Raw genomic sequence first — 22,468 nt, 5'->3', positions numbered from 1 at the left:
GTCGTTTTGTCCAGTATTTGAAATTTCGATGCCAAGAAAATCTGTCGATGTTTAAAGAGTATCGAAATGAGTTCTGAGTTAGTTCTTGTGACAGGTGGCTCGGGCTTTGTAGGAAAGAGCCTGATAAAAACCCTCTGCATGGATCAGCGGTATAGCCTTATTGCCTCCACCCGCCACCCACATGGCAGTTTTCCTTCAGGGGTGCGTGGTGTTTCCGTACAAGAACTTGACGGGGATACAGACTGGCAGAGTGCTTTGACGGATGTCGGTATTGTTGTTCACTTGGCGGCGCGCGTGCATGTGATGCGTGAATCGGATAGTGATCCGCTCATGGCTTTTCGCAAGGTCAATGTCGACGGGACCTTGAATCTCGCTCGTCAAGCTGCAAGGGCTGGCGTCAAACGCTTTGTTTATATCAGCTCCATCAAGGTCAACGGTGAAGTTACGTCCCGTGGCAAACCTTATACCGCCGATGACGTTCCTGCGCCGATGGATCCTTACGGTATTTCCAAATATGAGGCGGAGCAAGGTTTGCTTGCGCTTGCTGCCAGCACGGACATGGAGGTCGTGATCATCCGGCCGGTCCTGGTCTATGGCCCAGGTGTAAAAGCCAACATGCTCAGCATGATGCGCTGGCTTAGCCGGGGAGTTCCATTGCCCCTGGGTGCCATAGACAACCGTCGTAGCCTGGTAGCCATCGACAATTTGGTCGACCTGATCGTAACCTGTTTGGATCACCCGGCGGCGGCCAACCAGATCTTTCTGGCGAGCGATGGCGAAGATGTGTCGACAACCGGGCTATTGCGTCGTATGGGAGCCTCCCTGGGCTGTCCAGTCCGTCTTCTACCAGTACCTTCCGGGCTCTTGCGCTGTATTGCGGTTCTGTCCGGGAAAGGGGCGATGAGTCAGCGCCTGTTGGGGTCGCTGCAGGTCGACATTGAGAAAAACCATCGTTTGTTGGGTTGGTCTCCACCTGTGACACTGAACCAGGCGTTACTTTCCACCGCCCAACATTTTCTGGAATCCGGTCAAGCATGAATCTCTGGTGGCTTCTTCCAGCAGCAGGTGCTGCTTCGTTCATTCTCACCGCATTACTACGTCAGTACGCATTGGCGCGAAGTTTGATGGATATTCCCAATGCACGAAGTTCGCATTCCATGCCTACGCCCAGAGGCGGCGGGGTGGCGATTGTAGTGGTGTTTCTGTTGATGCTATGTGCGATGCACGTGCATTCGTTGGTTACGTCCTCATTCTTCTTCGCGATGGTTGGCGCAGGCGCTCTGATCGCCCTTATCGGATTTATGGATGACCACGGACACATCGCCGCCCGTTGGCGTTTGCTGGGGCATTTCGTTGCATCGATGTGGTTGCTGTTCTGGTTGGGTGGATTGCCGGCCGTCGAGATCTGGGGAGGGACTTTCGACCTCGGATGGTTTGGCCATGTGTTGGCAGCATTTTATCTGGTGTGGCTGCTCAACCTTTACAACTTCATGGATGGTATCGATGGCATTGCCAGCGTCGAGGCGATTTGTGTTTGTCTTGGCGCGTGTCTTCTGTATTGGGTGGGGGGGGCGACGGATCTGGTCTGGGCGCCATTGCTACTGGCCGTTTCCGTGGCGGGTTTCCTTTTTTGGAATTTCCCCCCCGCCAGGATTTTCATGGGGGATGCCGGGAGTGGATTCCTGGGCATTGTGCTCGGAGGGCTGTCGCTTCAAGCCGCTTGGTTCTCCGCCGACTTATTGTGGGGCTGGCTGATTTTGCTCGGTGTATTCATCGTTGATGCAACGTTCACCCTGTTTCGCCGTTTGCTCAGAGGCGATAAGGTTTATGAAGCGCACCGTAGTCATGCCTATCAGTTCGCCTCCCGCCGGTTTGGCAAGCATTTGCCGGTGACAGCAGCTGTTGGGGCGATCAATTTGCTTTGGTTGTTGCCAATTGCTCTAGGGGTTACACATTATGGCCTGGACGGTAGTTTGGGCCTGATTCTGGCCTATGCTCCACTGCTTGTACTGGCAATAAAGTTTCGCGCGGGAGACCTCGAAGCGGCATCAATGACTAACTGAGTAACGGTGCTGTCATTTGTGTCTAACGTGGATTGGATGCGCCTATAGAGTTGCGATAGGTGAGGAGAGGTGGCTGAGGTGTTTGAAGAGTTCATGGACAGGCTTAGAGCGCGCCTTGTAGGGCTTCCAAGGCGCCGCAAGCGACTGATACAGGTTGGCACAGACATTGTGCTGGTCTGGCTTGCGCTTTGGTTGGCATTCATCGTCCGTTTGGGCATTGATGACATGTACAACCCCCTCAAAGTCCATTTCTGGCTGTTTGTCAGCGCTCCTGTCGTCGCTATTCCGCTATTTATCCGATTCGGCATGTATCGAGCGGTCATGCGTTATTTTGGCAACGATGCCCTGATCGCAATCGTCAAAGCAGTTAGCCTGTCATCGCTTATCCTGGCGGTCGTCGTCTACTGGTACAGCAACCACCAAACCGTTGTCCCACGCTCGATCATCTTCAACTACTGGTGGCTAAGCCTCGTCATCATCGGCGGCCTACGCCTGTGCATGCGCCAATACTTCATGGGGGACTGGTTCACCGCCGCCCAGCACGTACCGTTCACCAACCGCGACGACGGCCTGACCAAAGTCGCCATCTACGGCGCAGGCGTGGCAGGTAATCAGTTGGTTGCTGCATTGCGCATGGGGCGAGTGATGCGCCCAGTGGCGTTCATCGACGACGACCCGAGCATCGCCGATCGCTCTATCTCAGGCCTCCAGGTCTACAAGCCCAAACACATCCAGCAGATGATCGACGTCACCGGTGCCCAGGAAATTCTCCTGGCACTACCGTCATCCACCCGCGCACGACGCAGGGAAATTCTCAATCTGCTGGAAGGTTTCCCGCTTCACGTACGAAGTGTTCCGAACTTCACCGATCTGGCCAGTGGTCGGGTCAAGGTTGAAGACATCCAGGAAGTGGATATCGCTGACTTGCTGGGTCGTGATGCCGTGCCAGCCCAGGCGGATTTGCTCGAGCGCTGTATCAAGGGCAAGACGGTGATGGTCACGGGGGCCGGCGGCTCGATTGGTTCGGAGCTGTGCCGACAGATTTTCTCGCTTGGCCCGACCACGCTTCTGCTGTTTGAGCACAGTGAATTCAACCTCTACAGCATCCTGTCGGAATTGGAGCAGCGCGCCAGCCGTGAGTCGGTCTCGGTCAAATTGCTGCCCATCCTCGGTTCCATCCGTCACCCGCACAAACTGCTTGATGTGATGAAAACCTGGCGCGTGGACACGGTTTATCACGCGGCCGCTTACAAGCATGTGCCGATGGTTGAGCACAATATCGCTGAAGGTGTGCTCAACAATGTCATCGGCACGTTGAACACCGCGCAGGCTGCCTTGCAGTCGGGGGTCGCCAACTTCGTACTGATCTCCACCGACAAGGCTGTACGACCGACCAACGTCATGGGCAGTACCAAGCGCCTGGCGGAGCTGACGCTTCAAGCCCTGAGTCGTGAAATTGCCCCTGTGCTGTTCGGCGATAAAGCCAATGTATCGCGCGTCAACAAGACCCGTTTCACCATGGTTCGTTTTGGCAATGTGTTGGGGTCTTCCGGTTCGGTGATCCCGCTGTTCCACAGCCAGATCAAATCCGGCGGCCCGCTGACTGTCACGCATCCGAAAATCACCCGCTACTTCATGACCATCCCCGAAGCCGCGCAACTGGTGATTCAGGCCGGTTCCATGGGGCAGGGCGGTGACGTGTTCGTGCTGGACATGGGCGAGCCGGTGAAGATTGTCGAGCTGGCGGAGAAGATGATTCACCTGTCCGGCCTGAGCATCCGCTCCGAGCGAAATCCCCAGGGCGATATTTCGATCGAGTTCACGGGCCTGCGTCCGGGCGAGAAGCTCTACGAAGAGCTGCTGATCGGGGATAACGTCGCTGCGACGCCGCACCCGATGATCATGACCGCCAACGAAGACCATCTGCCTTGGGACGTGCTCAAGGGTCGTTTGACTGAGCTGTTGTTGGCGGTCGAGCAGGACGATTACTCCCGTGTGCGCCAGCTCCTGCGCGAAACGGTCAGCGGCTACACGCCCGACGGCGAGATCGTCGACTGGATTCACCAGCAACGCCGCCTCGAACCCTGATTGTTTCACATCCTGTAACGGACACACTTTTGACAGCTCCATCACATGGCCTAAGTTTGGAAGGCAGCTTCGGAAAAGCTGCTTCTTCCTATCGATGTCATGGAGCTTCATTTATGCGTACTGGCTATTTCTACTCTCTGGTTTTTGCCCTGCTCACCAGCGCCTCTATTGCGGCCATTGCTGCACCGACGGCAGCGCCAGAGGCTGCCAAGGCACCCTTGATGCTGGACGTTGCCACCAAGGTGCAAACCGCCAAGGTCGATCTGAATGGGGCCGATGCGCCCACCCTGCAACGGGAATTGTCCGGGATCGGTGAGGCGAAGGCCAAGGCGATTGTTGCGTATCGGGAGAGTAATGGGCCATTTTCGTCGGTAGACGAATTGCTGGAAGTGAAGGGGATTGGCAAAGCCATTCTGGACAAGAATCGCGAGAAGCTGGAAGTGAACTAAGCTTGTAAATCCACACTAGGAGGCCGGTCATTGACCGGCCTTTTTGCTTATTGCTGCAGCGGGCTATCCGGGGCCTTTCATCGGGATGCAAAAAATTACGGCTATCATACGCTAGTAAAATTATGCCTATAATAAATTCGCCATTCGCTGAAGCGCTTTGACGCTGAGGCGGTCGCCTTCCCTTAAGCATCCTCCCAGGAGCACTGTCATGAATTCTGTCCAGGCCCAAGGTACGGCCCTTGTCACCGGTGCTTCTTCCGGCATCGGTGCGATTTACGCCGAGCGGTTGGCGGCGCGAGGTTTTGATTTATTGCTGGTAGCCCGTGATCAGGAACGGCTGGAGGCAGCGGCGAGCAAATTGCGCACGGCGCACGGTATTAAGGTGGAGGTGCTCAAGGCGGATCTGACGCAAAAGGATGACGTGCTGAAGATTGATCAGCGTCTGCGCAGCGATTCGAGCATCAGCCTGTTGTTGAACAACGCCGGTATCGCGGCGGATGGTTTGTTGGCCAACGCCGACATGGATCAGATGGAGCGTTTGATTCAGTTGAACGTCACCGCGGTGACGCGGTTGGCCTCGGCGGCGGCAGCCAGTTTTGCCAAAGCGGGGCGCGGGACGATCATCAATATTGCGTCGGTGGTGGCGTTGTTTCCTGAGCGGTTCAACGCGACGTACAGCGCGAGCAAAGCTTATGTATTGAGCCTGACTCAGTCGTTGAACGCTGAGCTGCAAGGCACCGGGGTCCAGGTGCAAGCGGTGTTGCCGGGAGTGACACGCACAGAGATTTTGGAGCGCTCCGGTATTGATGCGTCCCAGATTCCGGAGGACATGATCATGGAAGCGGGGGAGATGGTCGATGCGGCGCTGTCGGGGCTGGATCAGGGTGAACTGATCACCATTCCTTCGTTACCGAATGTCTCCGAGTGGGAAGCTTTTATGGCGGCGCGTCATGCGATGGCGCCGAATCTGTCCAGAAGCATGGCGGCGGCGCGTTACAAGTGAGGCGCCATGAATCGACTGAGGTATTTGCGCTATGAATAATCGTCGGGTGGTGGTCACGGGCATGGGCCTGGTGTGTCCGTTGGGTAGCGGCGTCGAAGCGGTTTGGGCGCGTTTGTTGGCCGGACGCTCCGGGGTGCGGGTATTGCCGGACGAGGTGGTTGCCGATTTGCCGGCCAAGGTCGGTGGCGCGGTGCAAACCCTGGCGGAAGATCCCGAGGCAGGTTTTGACCCGGATCGGGCGACGCCGCCCAAAGAACAGAAGAAGATGGACCGTTTCATTCTGTTTGCCATGGAGGCGGCGCGTCAGGCATTGGAGCAGGCCAATTGGCATCCGCAAGACGCCAATGCCCAGGAGCGCACGGCCACTATCATCGGCTCGGGCGTGGGTGGCTTCGGCGCGATTGCCGACGCGGTGCGCACCACCGACAGCCGTGGCCCGCGACGGTTGTCGCCGTTCACCATTCCTTCGTTTCTGGTCAATCTCGCTGCGGGCCATGTGTCGATCCAGCACGTTTTCAAGGGGCCTTTGGGGGCTCCGGTAACGGCGTGCGCGGCTGGGGTTCAGGCGATTGGTGATGCGGCGCGGCTGATTCGCTGCGGCGAGGCGGATATTGCTGTATGTGGCGGCGCGGAGGCGGCAATCGATCGGGTCAGCCTCGCCGGGTTCGCGGCGGCGCGGGCCTTGTCCAGCGGTTACAACGACACCCCGGAGCGCGCCTCGCGGCCGTTCGACAGTGGGCGCGATGGCTTTGTGATGGGCGAGGGCTCGGGCCTTCTGGTGATTGAATCCCTGGAACATGCCCTGGCCCGTGGCGCTCAGCCGTTGGCCGAGCTGGTCGGTTACGGCACCAGCGCCGACGCCTATCACCTGACCGCGGGGCCGGAGGATGGCAGCGGTGCGCGTCGGGCGATGTCGCTGGCGTTGGCCCAGGCGGGGATTTCACCGGCGCAGGTGCAGCATCTCAATGCTCATGCGACTTCGACACCGGTTGGCGATCTTGGGGAGTTGGCGGCCATCAAGTCGTTGTTCGGCTCGGACAACAAGATAGCGGTGACCTCGACCAAATCAGCCACCGGGCATTTGCTCGGTGCGGCTGGCGGGATTGAGGCGATCTTTACGCTGCTGGCTCTGCGCGATCAGGTGGTGCCGGCCACGCTCAACTTCGAAAATCCGGATCCGGCGGCGCAAGGGGTGGACATTGTTCACGGTCAGGCACGGCCAATGACCATCGAGTACGCGATGTCCAACGGCTTCGGATTTGGCGGTGTGAACGCCAGCGTGTTGTTCAAATACTGGGAGGGTTAGTTCACGGCAGGTGATGGCACGAATAGTGATTACTCATTCTCAGACGATTGTTGAACAATCAAGAGGCGTTGAGTATGAGCAGCGGACTGTCCCTGGCCGATCACATCACATTGGAATTACGCGCTGACATCATCGGCGGTCGTTTACTGCCCGGCATGGCGCTGGTGGAAAACGATCTGGTGTCGGCCTATAACGCCTCGCGCAATACCATTCGCGAGGCGTTGCACCGTCTGGGGCAGGAAGGGCTGACCCGTTATGTTCGCAACAAGGGCGTAATGGTGCGCAGGCTCGGAGTCGATGATGTCCGCGATCTGTTCAAGGTCCGGCGCACCCTGGAGCTGCAAGCCATCAGCGCCAGCCAGCCATTGCGTGAGTATCAGTCGGACCGGATGCTCGAAGCCCTGGAGGCCACCGAACTGGCCCGGGAGCGCGAGGACTGGCGCGCGGTCGGCACCCACAGCCTGGCCTTTCATCAACACATCGTCGGGTTGCTGCGCAGCCCGCTGTTCGATGAATTCTTCACCAATGTCGTCGCGCAACTGCGTCTGGTGTTTTGCACCGCGCCCGATGAATCCCGTTTTCAGGCGCCCTGGCTGGCGCGTGACCGGCAGATACATGAGTTGCTGGCCGACGGCGATAAACGCGCGGCCGCGGACGCGATGAGCCTTTATCTCGACGACTCCGAACACCTTCTGTTGCAGATGCTTGCCCCTTCTTTCCATCACTGATCGAGGATTTTGCGCCATGTACAAAGACTATCCGGCGGCCTATCAAGTCAGCAAAGGCTCGGCCTTGCAGGTGGACACAGCCTTCTATGAACGGATCCGCGACCAGAAAGAGGGACGCACGCTGATCGAGCAGTTTGAAGTGCCGATCCGCACCGGTCGCGCCTGGAATGTGCCGGCCGGGCATGTGTTCAGGGTCACGACCCCGGTCGGCCCGCAAGTCGGTGACTTCAATGTGTGGAATGCCCACGATCCACGCGAGCGCTTGTGGGCGGCGCGAACCCGGCAGTTGCAGGGCGCGCATGTCAGCACCCATGACCGGCTCTGGTCTAACCTGCCATTTTTACGGCCGCTGGTGACCATTACCGACGATAGCCTGGCCGGTTATGGCATCGACGAACACGGCGGGCGCTTGCACGATTTGCTGGGGACGCGCTGCGATCCTTACGTGAACAAAATGCTCACCGGCGAAGACTTCCACCATCACTGCCACTCCAACCTGACTCGAGCCGTATTACCCCATGGCCTGACCGAGTTCGACGTGCATGACGTGCTGAACATTTTCCAGTGCACCGGCCTGAACCATGACGACCTGTACTTCATGAAAGCCTGCCCGGCGCAGAAGGGCGATTACCTGGAGTTCTTTGCCGAGATTGATCTGTTGTGTGCGCTATCGACCTGTCCGGGTGGCGATCTGTCGCTGGCCATGTGGGGGCCGGGTGCGCAGGATCCGTTGAGCGTGTGTCGCCCGCTGGGAGTGGAGATTTACCGGTTGGAGGATTCGTTGCTTGAAGGCTGGAGCCAGCCGGAGCGTGCGGCTTACAAGGGGTTGCATGGCTTGCACATTGCCAAGGCGGCTTGGGAAAAGTGAAGGGCTTTTGTGGCGAGGGGGCTTGCCCCCTCACCACAATTTCGGTCAGCGGTCTTGCGCATCCTTGGCATCCGCTTCCGCGTTGCGTTCGGCGACGCGCTTACGTTGCTCTTCGGTCAATTCGACCTTGTTGGCAGAGTCGCGCAGCATCATCAAACCGCCAACGATCGAGCCGATGGCAACGATCAGAATCAACCAGGCATACCAGGGCATAGGATTCTCCTTGAGGGCAGGTCGGTGGGCGGGTTTCGCCAACCGATCCTGCATACCACTTTTGAGCGATGGAATTTCGCAGTGGTTCCATTCTATGCCTGATCTGACCGCAGCACGGCGACTGTTTAAAGCCCGGTCAACATCGCATCCGCCGGCGCATCGGCACGCAACTGCGCGGTAAGCATGAAGTACACGAAACCCACCACCATGAAGCCGAGGAAGATCAACCCGATCAAAGTATTGAACCAGGCCATCGCCACCAGGCACACCACCGCCAGCACCAGTGCAATGAATGGCACCAACGGGTAGCAAGGCGCGCGGAAGGTGCGCTCCAGGTTCGGTTCGGTTTTACGCAGTTTGAACAGGCTGAGCATGCTCATGATGTACATCACGATCGCACCGAACACTGCCATGGTGATCATTGCCGCCGTCAGCGTCATGCCGCCGAGGTTGATCAAACCGTCACTGTAGATCGCCGCGATGCCGATCACGCCTCCGACGATGATTGCCCGGTGCGGAGTCTGGAAGCGCGACAGTTTGGCCAGCGACGCCGGCAGGTAACCGGCCCGGGCGAGGGCGAAGAACTGCCGCGAGTAGCCGAGGATGATCCCGTGGAAACTCGCCACCAGGCCGAACAGACCGATCCACACCAGCATGTGCAACCAGCCTGAGCTTTCGCCGACCACGGCTTTCATGGCTTGCGGTAGCGGATCGTTGATGTTTGACAGGGTACGCCAGTCGCCGACGCCGCCGGCAAAGAACATCACGCCCATCGCCAGCAGCACCAGCGTCAGGATGCCGCTGATGTAGGCCTTGGGAATCGTGCGTTTCGGGTCCTTGGCTTCTTCGGCGGTCATGGCTGCGCCTTCGATGGCCAGGAAGAACCAGATGGCGAACGGGATTGCCGCGAACATCCCGGCAATCGCCGGCGCACCGAACACATCAGAACCGGCCCAGCCATTGAGCGCGAAGTTGCTGAAGCTGAACGCCGGGGCGACCACGCCCATGAACACCAGCAATTCGGCGACCGCCAATACGCAAACCACCAGTTCGAACGTCGCGGCGAGTTTCACGCCGAGAATGTTCAGGCCCATGAACACGATGTACGCTCCGACCGCCGCATGTTTCGGGTCGAGGGCGGGAAACTGCACATTCAGATAGGCGCCGATCGCCAGGGCAATCGCCGGTGGAGCGAAGACGAATTCGATCAGCGTCGCCAACCCGGCAATCAATCCACCTTTTTCGCCAAAAGCACGACGGCTGTAGGCAAAGGGGCCGCCGGCATGGGGAATCGCGGTGGTCAGCTCGGTGAAACTGAAGATGAAGCAGGTGTACATCGTGGCGACCATGAACGAGGTCACCAGAAAGCCCAGCGTACCGGCCACGCCCCAGCCGTAACTCCAGCCGAAGTACTCACCGGAAATCACCAGCCCGACCGCGATACCCCACAGGTGCAGCGTGCCCAGCGTGGGTTTGAGTTGTGTGTTCATGCGTTGCTCCCTGAACGGTTTGGAAAGCTCGGGGGGAGGGCGTGTGCAGCGGGCGTGCCATTTTTCAGGTGGGCGTCGTAAAGCGCTGAAAGCTGTCGTATCGGGGATGTTCGCGGCTGAGTGAGCGCTTTTTGTGCGCCAGTTGAGGGCGTAGGAGGCTGTTCTGCCGTCATCGCGGGCAAGCCCGCTCCCACAATGGAATGTGTTTGCCCGGAAATCACAAAAACCTGTGGGAGCGGGCTTGCCCGCGATGAGGCCCGCCTGGACACCGCCGTAACAAAGCCATAAACCCACTCTTTACACATTCTTTATGCCCCGCCGCCGCCCTCGATCTCGCGCCTTTACAGCCTCCCTGCCGACAATCACTCCACACGCGGCAATACGCCGTAACACGGAGAACTTCCATGAGCGTTCTGGACGGAGTGTCACTGCTATTGGCAGTGGGGCTGTTCATTTATCTGTTGGTTGCGCTGTTGCGCGCGGACCGGAACTAGGAGCGGCTATGCGCAGTTATGACTATTGGCTGATCCTCGCCTTCTTCGCCGTGGTGCTGATCCCGGCACCGTTTCTGGGGCGCTTCTACTACAAGGTGATGGAAGGGCAGCGCACCTGGCTTTCGCCGATCCTCGGCCCGGTGGAGCGTGGCTGCTATCGGGTGGCCGGCGTTGATCCGCAGGCCGAACAGAGCTGGCAGAAATACACCCTGGCCTTGCTCGCCTTCAACTTCGCGGGCTTTTTGCTGTTGTTCGCGATTCTGGTGTTCCAGGACCACTTGCCGCTGAACCCGCAAAACTTGCCGGGCCAGGAGTGGACACTGGCGTTCAACACCGCCGTCAGCTTCATGACCAATACCAACTGGCAGTCCTACAGTGGCGAAGCATCCCTGAGCTACCTGAGCCAGATGGTCGGCCTCACCGTGCAGAACTTCGTCAGTGCCGCCACCGGTCTGGCGGTTCTGGTAGCGCTGTGTCGCGGCATCGGTCGCAAGTCGACCAAAACCCTCGGCAACTTCTGGGTCGACATGACCCGCGCCACCCTCTACGGCCTGCTGCCACTGTGCTTGCTGCTGGCGCTGTATCTGGTGTGGCAGGGTGTGCCGCAAACCTTCGCGCAATATGTGAATGCCGTGACGATGCAGGGCGTCGATCAGGTGATCCCGCTCGGCCCGGCCGCCAGCCAGATTGCGATCAAGCAACTGGGCACCAACGGTGGTGGCTTCTTCGGCGTCAACTCGGCCCACCCGTTCGAGAACCCGACGGCGTGGAGCAACCTGTTCGAAGTCGCCTCGATCATTCTGATCCCGGTGGCGCTGGTGTTCACCTTCGGCCATTACGTGAAAGACCTGCGTCAGAGCCGCGCGATCATCGCCTGCATGCTGGCGCTGTTTTTGATCGGCGGCGCGACCTCGCTGTGGGCTGAATACCAACCCAACCCGACCCTGGCCAACGTTGCAGTCGAACAGACCGCGCCGCTGGAAGGCAAGGAAACGCGTTTCGGCACCACCGCCACCGTGCTGTGGTCGGTGACCACCACTGCGGCGTCGAACGGTTCGGTCAATGGCATGCACGACAGCCTCAACCCGCTGAGCGGCATGGTCGCGATGGTCAACATGATGGTCGGCGAAGTGATCTTCGGCGGCGTCGGCGCCGGGCTCTACGGCATGTTGCTCAACGTGTTGATCGCGGTGTTCCTCGCCGGCCTGATGATCGGCCGCACGCCGGAATACCTCGGCAAGAAACTGCAAGCCCGGGAAGTTCAGCTGCTGGTGGTGACCTTGCTGGTGATGCCGGTGGGCGTGCTGGTGCTCGGCGCGATTGCTGCCAGCTTGCCAGGCCCGGTGGCGGCGGTGAGTAACCCTGGTGCTCACGGTTTCAGTCAGTTGCTTTATGCCTACACCTCGGCCAGTGCCAACAACGGTTCTGCCTTCGGCGGCTTTGGTGCCAACACCGCGTTCCACAACCTGATGCTGGGGCTGGGCATGTTGATCGGGCGCTTCGGTTACATCCTCCCGGTACTGGGGTTGGCCGGCAGCCTGGCGATGAAGAAAACCGCGCCGATCGGCCAGAACAGCTTCCCCACCCATGGCCCGCTGTTCGTGACCTTGCTGACCGTGACCATTTTGCTGGTGGGTGGTTTGACCTTCTTGCCGACGCTGGCGCTGGGTCCGATTGCTGAACACTTGAGCATGGGCTTCTGAGCCGCTTTTTTAGGAGCACGATGATGAATATGCCTGTAAGCAAAGCCGCCGTCGTCAAGGCGCCGGAACAACCGAAAACTGCCATCGCCGCGCTCTGGCGCCCGGCGCTGGTGCAAGCGTTCGTCAAGCTCGACCCACGGCAATTGCAGCGTGCGCCAGTGATGCTGGTGGTGGAACTGACTGCCATCCTCACCACGGTGCTGTGCTTCATTCCCGACAGCGCTGTGCCGACCTTCGTCGCCGCGCAAATCGCGTTGTGGCTGTGGTTCACCGTGCTGTTCGCCAACTTCGCCGAAGCGTTGGCCGAAGGTCGCGGCAAGGCCCGCGCCGACAGCCTCAAGGCCGGCAGTGTTGGCTTGAGCGCCCGGCGCAAAAGTGCCAATGGCAGCTTTCAGGTAGTGCCCGCCAGTAGCCTGCGCAAGGGCGATGTGGTGCGCGTCGAAGCGGGGGAGATGATTCCCGGTGACGGCGAGGTGATTGAAGGCATTGCGGCGGTCAACGAGGCGGCGATTACCGGTGAATCGGCGCCCGTGATTCGCGAGTCCGGCGGCGACCGTTCGGCCGTCACCGGCAACACTCGACTGGTGTCGGACTGGTTGCTGGTGCGCATCACCGCCAATCCCGGTGAGTCGACCCTGGACCGCATGATCGCGCTGGTCGAAGGCGCCAAGCGCCAGAAAACCCCGAACGAAGTGGCGCTGGATATCCTGCTGATCGGCCTGACCCTGATCTTCCTGCTGGTGGTGGTGACCCTGCAACCGTTCGCCCACTTCGCCAACGGCAACCTGCCGCTGGTGTTCCTGGTGGCGTTGTTGGTCACGCTGATTCCGACCACCATTGGTGGCTTGCTGTCGGCCATCGGTATCGCCGGGATGGACCGTCTGGTGCGCCTGAACGTGATCGCCAAATCCGGTCGCGCCGTGGAAGCGGCGGGGGACGTACACGTCCTGTTGCTGGACAAGACCGGCACCATCACCTTCGGCAACCGTCGCTGCAGCGCGGTTTATGCCGCACCAGGCGTCAGCGCCAAGGAACTGGCCGAAGGCGCGTTGTTTGCCTCGCTGGCCGATGACACCGCTGAAGGCAAATCCATCGTCGACTACCTGCGCGGTCTTCACCCACAACCGGAGCCGTCCTCCGATGTGCTGACCGCCGTGCCGTTCAGCGCTGAAACCCGCTTGTCCGGTGTCGACTATCAGGGCCGGGTCTATCGCAAGGGCGCGGTGGATTCGCTGCTGAATTTCGTCGGTCTAAAACGCGCTGATCTGGCTCCCGCCCTGTCCCGGGAAATCGACAAGATCGCCCAGAGTGGCGGCACGCCGTTACTGGTGTGCGCCGACGGCAAATTGCTCGGTGTGATCCACCTCAAGGATGTGGTCAAACCCGGCATCCGCGAGCGTTTCGCCGAGCTGCGCAAACTGGGGATTCGCACGGTCATGGTCACCGGCGACAACCCGCTGACCGCCGCCGCGATTGCTGCCGAAGCGGGCGTGGATGACGTGTTGGCCGAAGCTACGCCGGAGAAGAAACTGGCGCGCATTCGCCATGAGCAGAACGACGGTCGGCTGGTTGCCATGTGCGGCGACGGTGCCAACGACGCCCCGGCCCTGGCCCAGGCGGACGTGGGCATGGCGATGAACGACGGCACGCAAGCGGCGCGGGAAGCGGCGAACATGGTCGACCTCGACAGCGACCCGACCAAGCTGTTGGACGTGGTGCAGATCGGCAAGGAATTGCTGGTAACTCGCGGTGCACTCACCACCTTTTCCATCGCCAACGACGTGGCCAAGTACTTCGCGATCCTGCCGGCGCTGTTCGCCTCGATCTACCCGCAATTGGGCGTGCTCAACGTCATGCACCTGAGCAGTCCGCAGAGCGCGATTCTGTCGGCGATCGTGTTCAACGCCCTGATCATTGTGGTGCTGATTCCACTGGCGCTGCGCGGTGTGCGGGTGCAGGCGGCGAGTGCGGCGGCGCTGCTGCGGCGCAATCTGCTGATCTATGGGCTGGGCGGGATTCTGGTGCCGTTCGTGGGCATCAAGGCGATCGACATGTTGTTGACGGCGTTGCATCTGGTTTGACTCTGGCTCGGTGTGCCAGCCACACCGCTATCGCGGGCAAGCCCGCTCCCACAGGTTTCGTGGTCCTTTTGTGGGAGCGGGCTTGCCCGCGATGAGAACGACTCAGTGCTCCTGAGTAAGCACTTTACGAATTCGAGGATTTTGAAATGTCCACACTGATACGTCCGGCCCTGAGCCTGCTCGTGCTGATGACCCTGATCACCGGCGTCGCTTATCCCTTGGTGGTGACCGGTGTTGCCCAGGTTGCCTTCCCGGACCAGGCCAATGGCAGCCTGGTGCGCGACGCTGACGGCAAGGTCCGCGGCTCGTCGCTGATTGCCCAGGATTTTGTCGGTGATGCGTGGTTCCACCCACGGCCATCGGCCGGTGCCTTTGCCACCGTGTCGAGCAGCGCCAGCAACCTTTCGCCCAGCAATCCGGCGCTGGCCACTCGGGTGATCGAGGAGGCCAATAAACTGCAGGTGGCCGGGCAGGGGCCGGTACCGTTGGCCATGCTGACCACCTCCGGCAGCGGCCTCGATCCGCACTTGCCACCGGCCGCGATTGCCTATCAACTGGCGCGTGTCGCGGCCGCACGTAATCTGCCAGTGTCTACGCTTGAGCAACTGCTGAATGCGCACATCGAACAGCCGTTGGTGGGGCCGCCGGTGGTGAATGTGTTGGCGCTGAACCTGGCGCTTGAAAACCTGTAAATCGGTGGCGCCGCCAATCGCGGGCTTGCCCGCGAAGAGGCCCTGACAGTCACTGCATCAACATCAGAATGAGAGAGAACTTCAAGCATGAGTGACTCCGGCCGCGCCGACGCGCTGTTAGCAGACCTGCCCCGCGATGGCCGTGGCCGGCTCAAGGTGTTCCTTGGCGCTGCTCCGGGCGTCGGCAAGACCTACGCCATGCTCCTGGCCGCCCACGCTCAACTGCGCCAGGGCGTGAAAGTCCTGGCTGGGGTGGTTGAAACCCACGGTCGTGCCGAAACCGAAGCACTCCTCGCCGGTTTACCGCAACAGCCGTTGGTGCGCTCGGAATACCGTGGCGTGATGCTCGAAGAAATGGACCTCGACGGCTTGCTCGCCGCCAAGCCGAAACTGGTGCTGGTCGACGAACTGGCCCACACCAATGCCCCCGGCAGCCGTCACACCAAACGCTGGCAAGACATCCAGGAATTGTTGGCCGCCGGCATCGACGTGTTCACCACGGTCAACGTCCAGCATCTGGAAAGCCTCAACGATCAGGTGCGCGGCATCACCGGCGTACAGGTGCGTGAAACCCTGCCGGATTGGGTATTGCAAGAAGCCTACGAACTGCTGCTGATCGACCTGCCGCCGCGTGAGTTGCTGGAGCGTCTGCGCGACGGCAAAGTCTACGTGCCGGAGCAGGCGCGAGCGGCCATCGATGCCTTTTTCACCCAGACCAACCTCACCGCCCTGCGCGAGCTGGCGATGCAAACCGCCGCCGCGCAGGTGGATAACGATCTGGCGCAAGGGTATCGCCAGTTGGGGCAAGCGGCGCCAGCGGTGCGCGGTCGCTTGTTGGTGGGTGTCGATGGCGATGCGCAGGCGGAGCGTCTGGTGCGTCACGCCAGTCGCGTCGCCCAGCGGCGTCATCTGCCGTGGAGCCTGGTGCATGTGGACAACGGCCGGGTGCGCGACGAGCAATCGCGCCTGCGCCTGCAAAGTGCCCAGCAACTGGCCGAACGCCTCGGTGGCGAAGTGGTCTTGCTGCGTGCCGGCGAGGTGGCGAAAACCTTGATTCAACACGCCGCCGAACGTCGCGCCAGCCTGGTGCTGGTGGGCCAGTCGCGCCAGCGTTTGCGTCGACGCTTGTTCGGTGGCGGTCTGGCGTCGCGTTTGTTGCGCGATGCTCGCGGGCTGGAAATCAACGTACTCGACAGTGACAACGAACAGCATCAACCACGTCAACGTTCGACGCAGTCGCTGGTGTGGTTCGACTACGCCTTGGCGCTGGTGGCGACGGTGCTCGCCAGTGCCCTGGCCTGGGCAGTGTCGAGCGTCTTGCCGTTGCCCAACATCTCGTTGGTGTTCCTTGCGGCAGTGTTGCTGGTGGCTGTGCGCAGCAGCCTCGGCCCGGCATTGGCCTGCGCGGCGCTGTCGTTTCTGACCTATGACTTTCTGTTCATTCCACCGAATTTCTCATTTGCCATTCAGCGCGAAGAAGACGTGCTGACCTTGCTGTTCTTCCTGTTGATGGCGGCCCTGACCGGTAACCTTGCAGCGCGGCAACGACGGCAATTGGAAGCCTTGCGCGACACTCAGGAAGAGACCAGCGAACTGCTCGACCTGTCGCGCAAACTCACCGCCGCCACCGACCGTCAGGCCGTGGTCAGCGCCGCGGCCCAGCATCTCAACGGCTGGAGCGACCTGAAACTGTGCCTGCTCAATCGTGATGGCCAGAGCGGCTGGAAAGTCGAAACCGGTGGGCCGCTGGAGTTTTCCGAAGCCGAGCGCGCCGCCGCCGATTGGGCCTGGCAGCACGATCAACCGGCAGGCGCGGGCACCGGTACCTTGCCGTTCGGGCGCTGGTGGTGGTGGCCGTTGTCGGTGGACGACGGGCCGCTGGCACTGCTCGGCGTGTGCGCCAAGGAAGGCCAGACCCTGAGCGGCCAGCGTCGGCGCTTGCTGACAGCGCTGAGCCAACCCTTGGCCCAGGCGTTGGCCCGGGCGCAACTGGCTGATGACCTTGAAGCGGCGCGCTTGCATGGCGAAACCGAGCAGTTGCGCAGCGCGCTGCTGGCGTCGGTGTCCCACGATTTGCGCACGCCGCTGACCTCCATGCGCGGCAGCATCGACAGCTTGCTGGCGCTGGGCGAGGCGATTCCGCTTGCGGACCGCCGCGAACTGCTCGAAGGCACCCGCGATGAAGCCGAACGGCTGGATCGCTACATCCAAAACCTGCTGGACATGACCCGCCTCGGTCACGGCGCCCTGAAGCTGGCGCGGGACTGGGTATCGCCGGCAGACATCGTCGGCAGTGCACTTAATCGTCTGCGCGCGGTGCTGGCGTCGTTGCACGTCGTTACCGAAGTGCCGGCCGAACTGCCGCTGCTCTATGTGCATGCTGCGTTGATCGAGCAAGCACTGGTCAATGTGCTGGAAAACGCCGCGCGTTTCTCACCGCCCCACGGACGTCTTGAATTGCGCGCCGGCGCCACTGACAGCGAGCTGTTTTTTTCGGTGAGCGATGAGGGGCCGGGGATTCCGGAAGAGGAACGGGCGAAGGTTTTCGACATGTTCTACACCGCTGCTCGTGGCGATCGTGGCGGGCAGGGTACGGGGTTGGGGCTGGCGATTTGTCAGGGTATGGTCGGTGCCCATGGCGGGCGGATCAGCGTCGCCGACGGCATCGAAGGGCGCGGCACTTGCATCACGCTGCACTTGCCATTGCAGACTCAGCCAGGATTGGACAGTGAAGCCTGATCTCGCCTGCGCTACTCTCTTGCCACCTCTTTGTGTTGATACGAATTCATGAGCCAGACCGCGACCATTTTGGTCATCGACGATGAACCGCAGATCCGTAAATTCCTGCGTATCAGCCTCGCCTCCCAGGGCTATAAAGTGCTGGAGGCCGGCACCGGCTCGGAGGGCCTGGCCCAGGCTGCATTGAACAAACCCGACCTGCTGGTGCTCGACCTCGGCCTGCCGGACATGGACGGCCAGCAGGTGTTGCGCGAATTTCGCGAGTGGTCGACGGTGCCGGTGCTGGTGCTCTCGGTGCGCGCCGGCGAAGGGCAGAAAGTCCAGGCACTGGATGGCGGCGCCAACGACTACGTGACCAAGCCGTTCGGCATCCAGGAGTTTCTGGCCAGGGTTCGGGCCTTGCTGCGTCAGGCGCCGACGGGGGAGGCCCAGGAAGCGGCGCTCAGTTTCGGCCCGCTCACCGTCGACCTGGCGTATCGCCGGGTGCTGCTGGACGGCGCCGAAGTGGCGCTGACGCGCAAGGAGTACGCGGTGCTGGCGCAACTGGCACGGCATCCGGGGCGGGTCATCACCCAGCAGCAATTGCTCAAGGACATCTGGGGGCCGACCCACACCGAAGACAGTCACTATCTGCGAATTGTGGTCGGGCACCTGCGGCAGAAACTGGCGGATGATCCGACTCAGCCACGGTTTATCGTCACCGAGGCGGGGGTGGGGTATCGGTTGTTGAGTGAGGGCAGCCTTTAGGTTTTGTGATGCCTGATCCTGCGCCATCGCGGGCTTGCCCGCGATGGCGCAGGATCATTCACCGCCAATCTTCATTGCGCTCATTCTCATACCGATCCAGCGTATCCCGCGCAATTTCACGCCCCAGCGCGATCAACTCCGGCGCCTTGTAGAACTCGAAAAACCGGCATACGCGCTTGGGCACGTTGATCAGGATATCCGGCGGATACCCGGCAATCTTGTACTGCGCCAATGACGTCTGCATCACCTCGAAACTCTGGTTGATCAGGTCCAGCAAAGACGCTGGGCCGACGTTGTCGATGATGAACGACCCGGTGGCGGATTTCGGTGCGCCATTGCTTTCCGGGGCCGCCGCCGGTTGCTGGGCTTCGGGCTCGGCGGATTCGATCCACGGGTTGATCTCGGCCGCTTCTGCCATCAGCGCTTCCTTTTCGAGAAGCAGCAATTGTTCCGCCTGTTTGCGGCGGAAGGGCAGTTTCGAACCCAGCGAGCTGATCAGGCTGTCGAAGCGGGTCTTGAATGCCGCCGGGCGCTGGATCACCGGCAGTTGATAGTGACGCTGGTTGGTTGAGTTGAGGTTGACTGCGATGATCAGGTCGCAATGGCTCGACACCACCGGCACGATCGGCAACGGGTTGAGAATACCGCCGTCCACCAGCATTCGATTGCCCTGCATCACCGGCGTGAACAGGCTGGGGATTGCCGCCGAGGCGCGCATGGCCTGGTGCAGGCAGCCTTCCTGGAACCAGATTTCCTGCTGGTTGGTCAGGTCCGTGGCTACGGCCGTGTAGGGGATGCGCAGGTCTTCGATATTGATCTCGCCGACGATCTTGCGGATCTGCCCGAAGACCTTCTCTCCGCGAATCGCGCCCAGGCGAAAACTGACGTCCACCAGACGCAACACATCGAGGTAGTCCAGGCTCTCGATCCAGTCGCGATAATCATCGAGCTTGCCGGCGGCGTAGATCCCGCCGACCACCGCGCCCATGGAGCAACCGGCGATGCAGGCGATGTCGTAGCCACGCCGTTCGATCTCTTCAATGACGCCGATATGGGCGTAGCCCCGGGCGCCACCCGAGCCCAACACCAGTGCGACACGCTTTTTCATGAATCGACCTCTCTGACAAGGTTCAACAATGCACCCATCATGGGGCGCGCTTCAATCGCTATGGTCGTTCGACGGGAGCGGGCGTCGTTTTTTGACACTCAAACAAGACGAGTGGGTATCCTCGCGAGCGCTATAGTTTCCACTGCAGGTCCAAGGCACTTTTCGCGCGCCAGAGCGGTCTTACCTGCACGACTGTCTACTATCTTTGAGGTGTGAGTGATGAAAGCCTGGATTTGTGTGCCTTTGATTGCGTTGGCGCTTGCCGGTTGTGCCGGTAAAACCGCTTACCGTGACAGCTGCGGTAGCCAGCTCGACGCCGCCTGGCACGAACTGGATCTGGCCAAGGCCGAAGGTCTCGCCGGGACCGTCAGCTACTCCAAGGCACTGTCGTTGCTGACCGGTGCCAAGACTCAGCAGCAATTCGAAGCATACGAAGGTTGTACCAGGAAGGCCGAGAAGGCCCGCTTCTACATTCGTGAGTCGCGCGCCGGCCGTTGAGGCATGATGGAGCGTACTCAGGGTAATTCGATTCGGGGAGTACGCGATGTCTGCCTTGGTTGATCGGTTGGTGGCTCGTGTGCTGGGCCTGGAAGTCCGTTTGCTGGCCTGTCAGGCTCGCTTGAGTGCCCGCACCGATCCGGAAGCGTTGCACGATCTGCGCACCACCGTGCGCCGATTGCGCAGCCTGCTGCGGCCCTTGCGCGGTTTGCCCGGGGTCGAACAGCTGGAAGCCGCGTCGTCCCGGGTCGGCCAACTGACCACACCGTTGCGTGATTGTGAAGTGCTGGCGGCGTACTTGTTCCAGCACGATCAGCCCGAGGCCGCGCACCGTCGCATGGCGCGGATGGCTGAGGCTTATCCCGCCGTGGCGATGAGCCCGGAGCTTACGCAGTTGCTGATGATCCTCGACGCCTTTCCGCGTTTCCTGCGGGCCTCCCAGCGCCAGGGTTTGCTCAAGGGCTTGCGCCAGCGCATCGAAAAACGCCTGGCCAGACAATGGAAGAAACTCGACCAGGCCCTGCACGATCCCGCCCATGACCGCCATCTCCTGCGCCTGCTGATCAAGCGTGTGCGCTATGGCATCGAAGCCTACCCTGAACTGGATCGTTTGCCGGAGGCGGCCATGCCCAGGCTGAAATCGGCCCAGGCTGCCTTGGGTGATTGGCACGACAGCTGGCAGTGGCTGGCCCGGGCCAAGGAAGAGCCTGATTTGCAGCCATGTGTCGAAATCTGGAAAACCACCATGGCCCAGGCCGAAGAGCGCGCCGACCGCGTCCTCGACAAACTCAGCAGAGCCTGCTTCAAATCCTGAAACCCCATTGTTGTGTGTTCAATGCAGGCACGGCTCATCTGTCAGTAATTTTGGCCGGAATAAGCGCTGTGCCGGCCTTGCGGGCTGGTTAAGATCGCTCCATCCATTTCCCAGTCTCTGAGGTTCCCATGCGCTTTTCCGATCTGCTCGACGCTGTTCGCAGCCAGCCGCAGGAAGTGTCTATTCCACCCGAATGGGGCCAGGGGCGGGCGAGTTTTGGTGGTCTGATAGCGGCCTTGCAATACGAAGCCATGCGCGCAAAAGTCCCAGCAGATCGTCCGGTGCGCTCGCTGGCAATCACCTTTGTCGGTCCGGTCGAACCCGATGTGGCGGTCAGTTTTGAAGTCGATGTATTGCGCGAAGGCAAAGCCGTGAGTCAGGTGCTCGGTCGGGCGATGCAGAAGGGGCAAGTGGTGACGTTGGTCCAGGGCAGCTTCGGCGCTGCGCGACCTTCCGAAGTGGTGGTCACGGCCAACCCGGCTCCTGAGATGAAGCACTGGGACGACTGCCAGGAACTGCCGTACATCAAAGGCGTGACCCCGGAATTCATGCGCTACCTGGCCATGCGCTGGAGTGTCGGTGGCATGCCGTTCACGGGTAACAAATCGCGGGATATGGGTGGTTGGGTGCGCTTGCGTGGGGAGGGGGAGGGCGAGTCGGTCAGCGAAGCCCATATCCTCGCGCTGGTCGACGCCTGGCCGCCGTCCTTGTTGTCGCATCTGAAGAAACCGGCGGCAGGCAGCACGCTCACCTGGACCATCGAGTTCGTCCAGCCGTTACTGGCGTTGAGCACGCTGGACTGGTGCAAGTACCTGGTGGACATCGAGCATGCCGCTGACGGCTATGGACACGCCGCCGCCAAACTGTGGAGCGAAGACGGTCAGTTGATCGCCATGAGTCGGCAGACCGTCACGATTTTCGCCTGATCAATGACGACGGTGGCGCTCACGCCAGGCGCGCCACCAGCCGCCACTGAAGAAAAACCGTGGAAAGGTCAGGAACTGCTCGACCAGCAGGCGTGATACCGCGTCTTTGCGATCACTGAACGGCTCGCTGGCTTGCACCTCCAGGCTGTGACCGTGACGCTGCAGGCCCAGGGCCGCGACCAGGCCGATAACGCCAATCGCGAAGCTCGCCAGATCCAGGCTGAACACCCCCGAGACCATCAGCAAAAACGCCACGATGAACAGCGGCACGGCAATCAGGTGCAGCACCAGATTGGTCGGGTGCTGGTGATTGTGCGGGTACGCTCGCCATTGCCAGGCGGGAAGATTGGGGTGACGTTTGCCCATGATGCTTATCCTTGGTTCGTTGAGGCTCATGAACAAAGAATAGGCCTGGCCAAAGTCGGCGGCGAATCAAGGCTGGCTATCGGCGCGATAGG

At 60.7% G+C, this 22,468-nt stretch carries 21 protein-coding genes; 17 read left to right on the top strand and 4 right to left on the bottom strand.

The features are described 5' to 3' along the window. Positions 1–66 precede the first annotated feature (66 nt). From J3D54_RS30270 to J3D54_RS30235, 8 genes are all read left to right on the top strand, one after another. Entirely contained in the window at positions 67–1,038 is a 972-nt protein-coding gene (locus J3D54_RS30270; RefSeq protein WP_253426411.1) for an SDR family oxidoreductase, read from the top strand. Then, the gene (locus J3D54_RS30265) at positions 1,035–2,063 is read left to right on the top strand and encodes a glycosyltransferase family 4 protein (RefSeq protein ID WP_253426409.1); all 1,029 of its coding nucleotides are present in this window, start codon (positions 1,035–1,037) and stop codon (positions 2,061–2,063) included. The genes J3D54_RS30270 and J3D54_RS30265 overlap by 4 nt, the downstream gene beginning before the upstream one ends. Positions 2,064–2,156: 93 nt before the next feature. Then, entirely contained in the window at positions 2,157–4,151 is a 1,995-nt protein-coding gene (locus tag J3D54_RS30260; RefSeq protein WP_253426407.1) for a nucleoside-diphosphate sugar epimerase/dehydratase, read from the top strand. Positions 4,152–4,264: 113 nt separating this feature from the next. Next, positions 4,265–4,600, top strand: a complete 336-nt coding sequence (locus J3D54_RS30255; protein ID WP_253426404.1) for a helix-hairpin-helix domain-containing protein — start codon at positions 4,265–4,267, stop codon at positions 4,598–4,600. 208 nt (positions 4,601–4,808) lie between these two features. Further along, the gene (locus J3D54_RS30250) at positions 4,809–5,603 is read left to right on the top strand and encodes an SDR family oxidoreductase (RefSeq protein WP_253426401.1); all 795 of its coding nucleotides are present in this window, start codon (positions 4,809–4,811) and stop codon (positions 5,601–5,603) included. Between the two features lie 31 nt (positions 5,604–5,634). After that, positions 5,635–6,909 carry a beta-ketoacyl-ACP synthase II gene (gene fabF, locus J3D54_RS30245; RefSeq protein ID WP_253426397.1) on the top strand — a complete coding sequence of 425 codons (1,275 nt, stop codon included), beginning with the start codon at positions 5,635–5,637 and terminating at the stop codon, positions 6,907–6,909. Between the two features lie 74 nt (positions 6,910–6,983). Beyond that, on the top strand, positions 6,984–7,637 hold the full coding sequence (locus tag J3D54_RS30240) for a GntR family transcriptional regulator (protein WP_253426396.1): 654 nt from the start codon (positions 6,984–6,986) through the stop codon (positions 7,635–7,637). A gap of 16 nt (positions 7,638–7,653) precedes the next feature. After that, positions 7,654–8,505 (top strand): DUF1989 domain-containing protein, encoded by an 852-nt coding sequence (locus J3D54_RS30235; RefSeq protein ID WP_253426393.1) that lies wholly within the window; start codon positions 7,654–7,656, stop codon positions 8,503–8,505. Positions 8,506–8,550: 45 nt separating this feature from the next. On the opposite strand, the gene J3D54_RS30230 is transcribed toward J3D54_RS30235, so the two are convergent. Next, positions 8,551–8,718 (bottom strand): DUF2897 family protein, encoded by a 168-nt coding sequence (locus J3D54_RS30230; RefSeq protein WP_253426391.1) that lies wholly within the window; start codon positions 8,716–8,718, stop codon positions 8,551–8,553. A 125-nt stretch (positions 8,719–8,843) separates the two neighbouring features. Continuing rightward, a complete protein-coding gene (gene eat, locus J3D54_RS30225; protein ID WP_253426390.1) occupies positions 8,844–10,208 on the bottom strand; it encodes an ethanolamine permease in 1,365 nt (454 codons plus the stop codon). A gap of 404 nt (positions 10,209–10,612) precedes the next feature. Here eat and kdpF point away from each other — a divergent pair, with 404 nt between their 5' ends. The 6 genes from kdpF (at position 10,613) to J3D54_RS30195 (ending at position 18,664) form a co-directional block, all read left to right on the top strand. Continuing rightward, positions 10,613–10,702, top strand: coding sequence for a K(+)-transporting ATPase subunit F (gene kdpF, locus J3D54_RS30220; RefSeq protein ID WP_007899818.1), 90 nt, complete (start codon positions 10,613–10,615; stop codon positions 10,700–10,702). A gap of 8 nt (positions 10,703–10,710) precedes the next feature. Continuing rightward, positions 10,711–12,405, top strand: a complete 1,695-nt coding sequence (gene kdpA / locus J3D54_RS30215; protein ID WP_253426388.1) for a potassium-transporting ATPase subunit KdpA — start codon at positions 10,711–10,713, stop codon at positions 12,403–12,405. A gap of 23 nt (positions 12,406–12,428) precedes the next feature. Continuing rightward, positions 12,429–14,486 carry a potassium-transporting ATPase subunit KdpB gene (kdpB, locus tag J3D54_RS30210; protein WP_253426386.1) on the top strand — a complete coding sequence of 686 codons (2,058 nt, stop codon included), beginning with the start codon at positions 12,429–12,431 and terminating at the stop codon, positions 14,484–14,486. A 146-nt stretch (positions 14,487–14,632) separates the two neighbouring features. After that, positions 14,633–15,178 (top strand): potassium-transporting ATPase subunit KdpC, encoded by a 546-nt coding sequence (gene kdpC, locus J3D54_RS30205; protein ID WP_253426383.1) that lies wholly within the window; start codon positions 14,633–14,635, stop codon positions 15,176–15,178. Positions 15,179–15,265: 87 nt separating this feature from the next. Continuing rightward, positions 15,266–17,917 carry a sensor histidine kinase KdpD gene (locus tag J3D54_RS30200; protein WP_253426380.1) on the top strand — a complete coding sequence of 884 codons (2,652 nt, stop codon included), beginning with the start codon at positions 15,266–15,268 and terminating at the stop codon, positions 17,915–17,917. A 48-nt stretch (positions 17,918–17,965) separates the two neighbouring features. Continuing rightward, complete coding sequence (locus J3D54_RS30195) at positions 17,966–18,664, top strand: response regulator (protein WP_253426378.1); 699 nt, start codon at positions 17,966–17,968, stop codon at positions 18,662–18,664. Positions 18,665–18,722: 58 nt separating this feature from the next. Here J3D54_RS30195 and J3D54_RS30190 read toward each other — a convergent pair whose 3' ends face one another. Beyond that, positions 18,723–19,772 (bottom strand): patatin-like phospholipase family protein, encoded by a 1,050-nt coding sequence (locus tag J3D54_RS30190; protein ID WP_253426376.1) that lies wholly within the window; start codon positions 19,770–19,772, stop codon positions 18,723–18,725. A 219-nt stretch (positions 19,773–19,991) separates the two neighbouring features. On the opposite strand from J3D54_RS30190, the gene J3D54_RS30185 reads away from it, so the two are divergent. The 3 genes from J3D54_RS30185 to J3D54_RS30175 all read left to right on the top strand — a co-directional run bounded on the left by J3D54_RS30185 (position 19,992) and on the right by J3D54_RS30175 (position 22,010). Then, positions 19,992–20,270 carry a hypothetical protein gene (locus tag J3D54_RS30185; protein WP_018929811.1) on the top strand — a complete coding sequence of 93 codons (279 nt, stop codon included), beginning with the start codon at positions 19,992–19,994 and terminating at the stop codon, positions 20,268–20,270. A 46-nt stretch (positions 20,271–20,316) separates the two neighbouring features. Beyond that, positions 20,317–21,084 (top strand): CHAD domain-containing protein, encoded by a 768-nt coding sequence (locus tag J3D54_RS30180; protein WP_253426374.1) that lies wholly within the window; start codon positions 20,317–20,319, stop codon positions 21,082–21,084. Positions 21,085–21,212: 128 nt separating this feature from the next. Then, the gene (locus tag J3D54_RS30175) at positions 21,213–22,010 is read left to right on the top strand and encodes an acyl-CoA thioesterase II (RefSeq protein ID WP_253426371.1); all 798 of its coding nucleotides are present in this window, start codon (positions 21,213–21,215) and stop codon (positions 22,008–22,010) included. On the opposite strand, the gene J3D54_RS30170 is transcribed toward J3D54_RS30175, so the two are convergent. Continuing rightward, positions 22,011–22,376: an Mpo1-like protein gene (locus J3D54_RS30170; protein ID WP_253426369.1), complete on the bottom strand. Its 366-nt coding sequence runs from the start codon at positions 22,374–22,376 to the stop codon at positions 22,011–22,013. Between the last annotated feature and the right edge of the window lie 92 nt (positions 22,377–22,468).

Source organism: Pseudomonas sp. GGS8 (assembly GCF_024168645.1).
Lineage (GTDB): Bacteria > Pseudomonadota > Gammaproteobacteria > Pseudomonadales > Pseudomonadaceae > Aquipseudomonas.
The sequence above is the reverse complement of the archived record's forward strand: the minus strand, read 5'-3'. Positions and strand labels throughout refer to the sequence as shown.

Excerpts from the sequence above, each read along its gene's own strand:
- J3D54_RS30255 (WP_253426404.1), top strand. The coding sequence starts at position 4,265 with ATGCGTACTGGCTATTTCTACTCTCTGGTTTTTGCCCTGCTCACCAGC.
- kdpC (WP_253426383.1), top strand. The coding sequence starts at position 14,633 with ATGTCCACACTGATACGTCCGGCCCTGAGCCTGCTCGTGCTGATGACC.
- J3D54_RS30260 (WP_253426407.1), top strand. The coding sequence starts at position 2,157 with ATGGACAGGCTTAGAGCGCGCCTTGTAGGGCTTCCAAGGCGCCGCAAG.
- J3D54_RS30180 (WP_253426374.1), top strand. The coding sequence starts at position 20,317 with ATGTCTGCCTTGGTTGATCGGTTGGTGGCTCGTGTGCTGGGCCTGGAA.
- J3D54_RS30265 (WP_253426409.1), top strand. The coding sequence starts at position 1,035 with ATGAATCTCTGGTGGCTTCTTCCAGCAGCAGGTGCTGCTTCGTTCATT.
- fabF (WP_253426397.1), top strand. The coding sequence starts at position 5,635 with ATGAATAATCGTCGGGTGGTGGTCACGGGCATGGGCCTGGTGTGTCCG.
- J3D54_RS30200 (WP_253426380.1), top strand. The coding sequence starts at position 15,266 with ATGAGTGACTCCGGCCGCGCCGACGCGCTGTTAGCAGACCTGCCCCGC.
- J3D54_RS30175 (WP_253426371.1), top strand. The coding sequence starts at position 21,213 with ATGCGCTTTTCCGATCTGCTCGACGCTGTTCGCAGCCAGCCGCAGGAA.
- J3D54_RS30235 (WP_253426393.1), top strand. The coding sequence starts at position 7,654 with ATGTACAAAGACTATCCGGCGGCCTATCAAGTCAGCAAAGGCTCGGCC.
- J3D54_RS30270 (WP_253426411.1), top strand. The coding sequence starts at position 67 with ATGAGTTCTGAGTTAGTTCTTGTGACAGGTGGCTCGGGCTTTGTAGGA.
- kdpF (WP_007899818.1), top strand. The coding sequence starts at position 10,613 with ATGAGCGTTCTGGACGGAGTGTCACTGCTATTGGCAGTGGGGCTGTTC.
- eat (WP_253426390.1), bottom strand. The coding sequence starts at position 10,208 with ATGAACACACAACTCAAACCCACGCTGGGCACGCTGCACCTGTGGGGT.
- J3D54_RS30230 (WP_253426391.1), bottom strand. The coding sequence starts at position 8,718 with ATGCCCTGGTATGCCTGGTTGATTCTGATCGTTGCCATCGGCTCGATC.
- J3D54_RS30170 (WP_253426369.1), bottom strand. The coding sequence starts at position 22,376 with ATGGGCAAACGTCACCCCAATCTTCCCGCCTGGCAATGGCGAGCGTAC.
- J3D54_RS30185 (WP_018929811.1), top strand. The coding sequence starts at position 19,992 with ATGAAAGCCTGGATTTGTGTGCCTTTGATTGCGTTGGCGCTTGCCGGT.
- J3D54_RS30195 (WP_253426378.1), top strand. The coding sequence starts at position 17,966 with ATGAGCCAGACCGCGACCATTTTGGTCATCGACGATGAACCGCAGATC.
- J3D54_RS30240 (WP_253426396.1), top strand. The coding sequence starts at position 6,984 with ATGAGCAGCGGACTGTCCCTGGCCGATCACATCACATTGGAATTACGC.
- kdpA (WP_253426388.1), top strand. The coding sequence starts at position 10,711 with ATGCGCAGTTATGACTATTGGCTGATCCTCGCCTTCTTCGCCGTGGTG.
- J3D54_RS30250 (WP_253426401.1), top strand. The coding sequence starts at position 4,809 with ATGAATTCTGTCCAGGCCCAAGGTACGGCCCTTGTCACCGGTGCTTCT.
- J3D54_RS30190 (WP_253426376.1), bottom strand. The coding sequence starts at position 19,772 with ATGAAAAAGCGTGTCGCACTGGTGTTGGGCTCGGGTGGCGCCCGGGGC.
- kdpB (WP_253426386.1), top strand. The coding sequence starts at position 12,429 with ATGAATATGCCTGTAAGCAAAGCCGCCGTCGTCAAGGCGCCGGAACAA.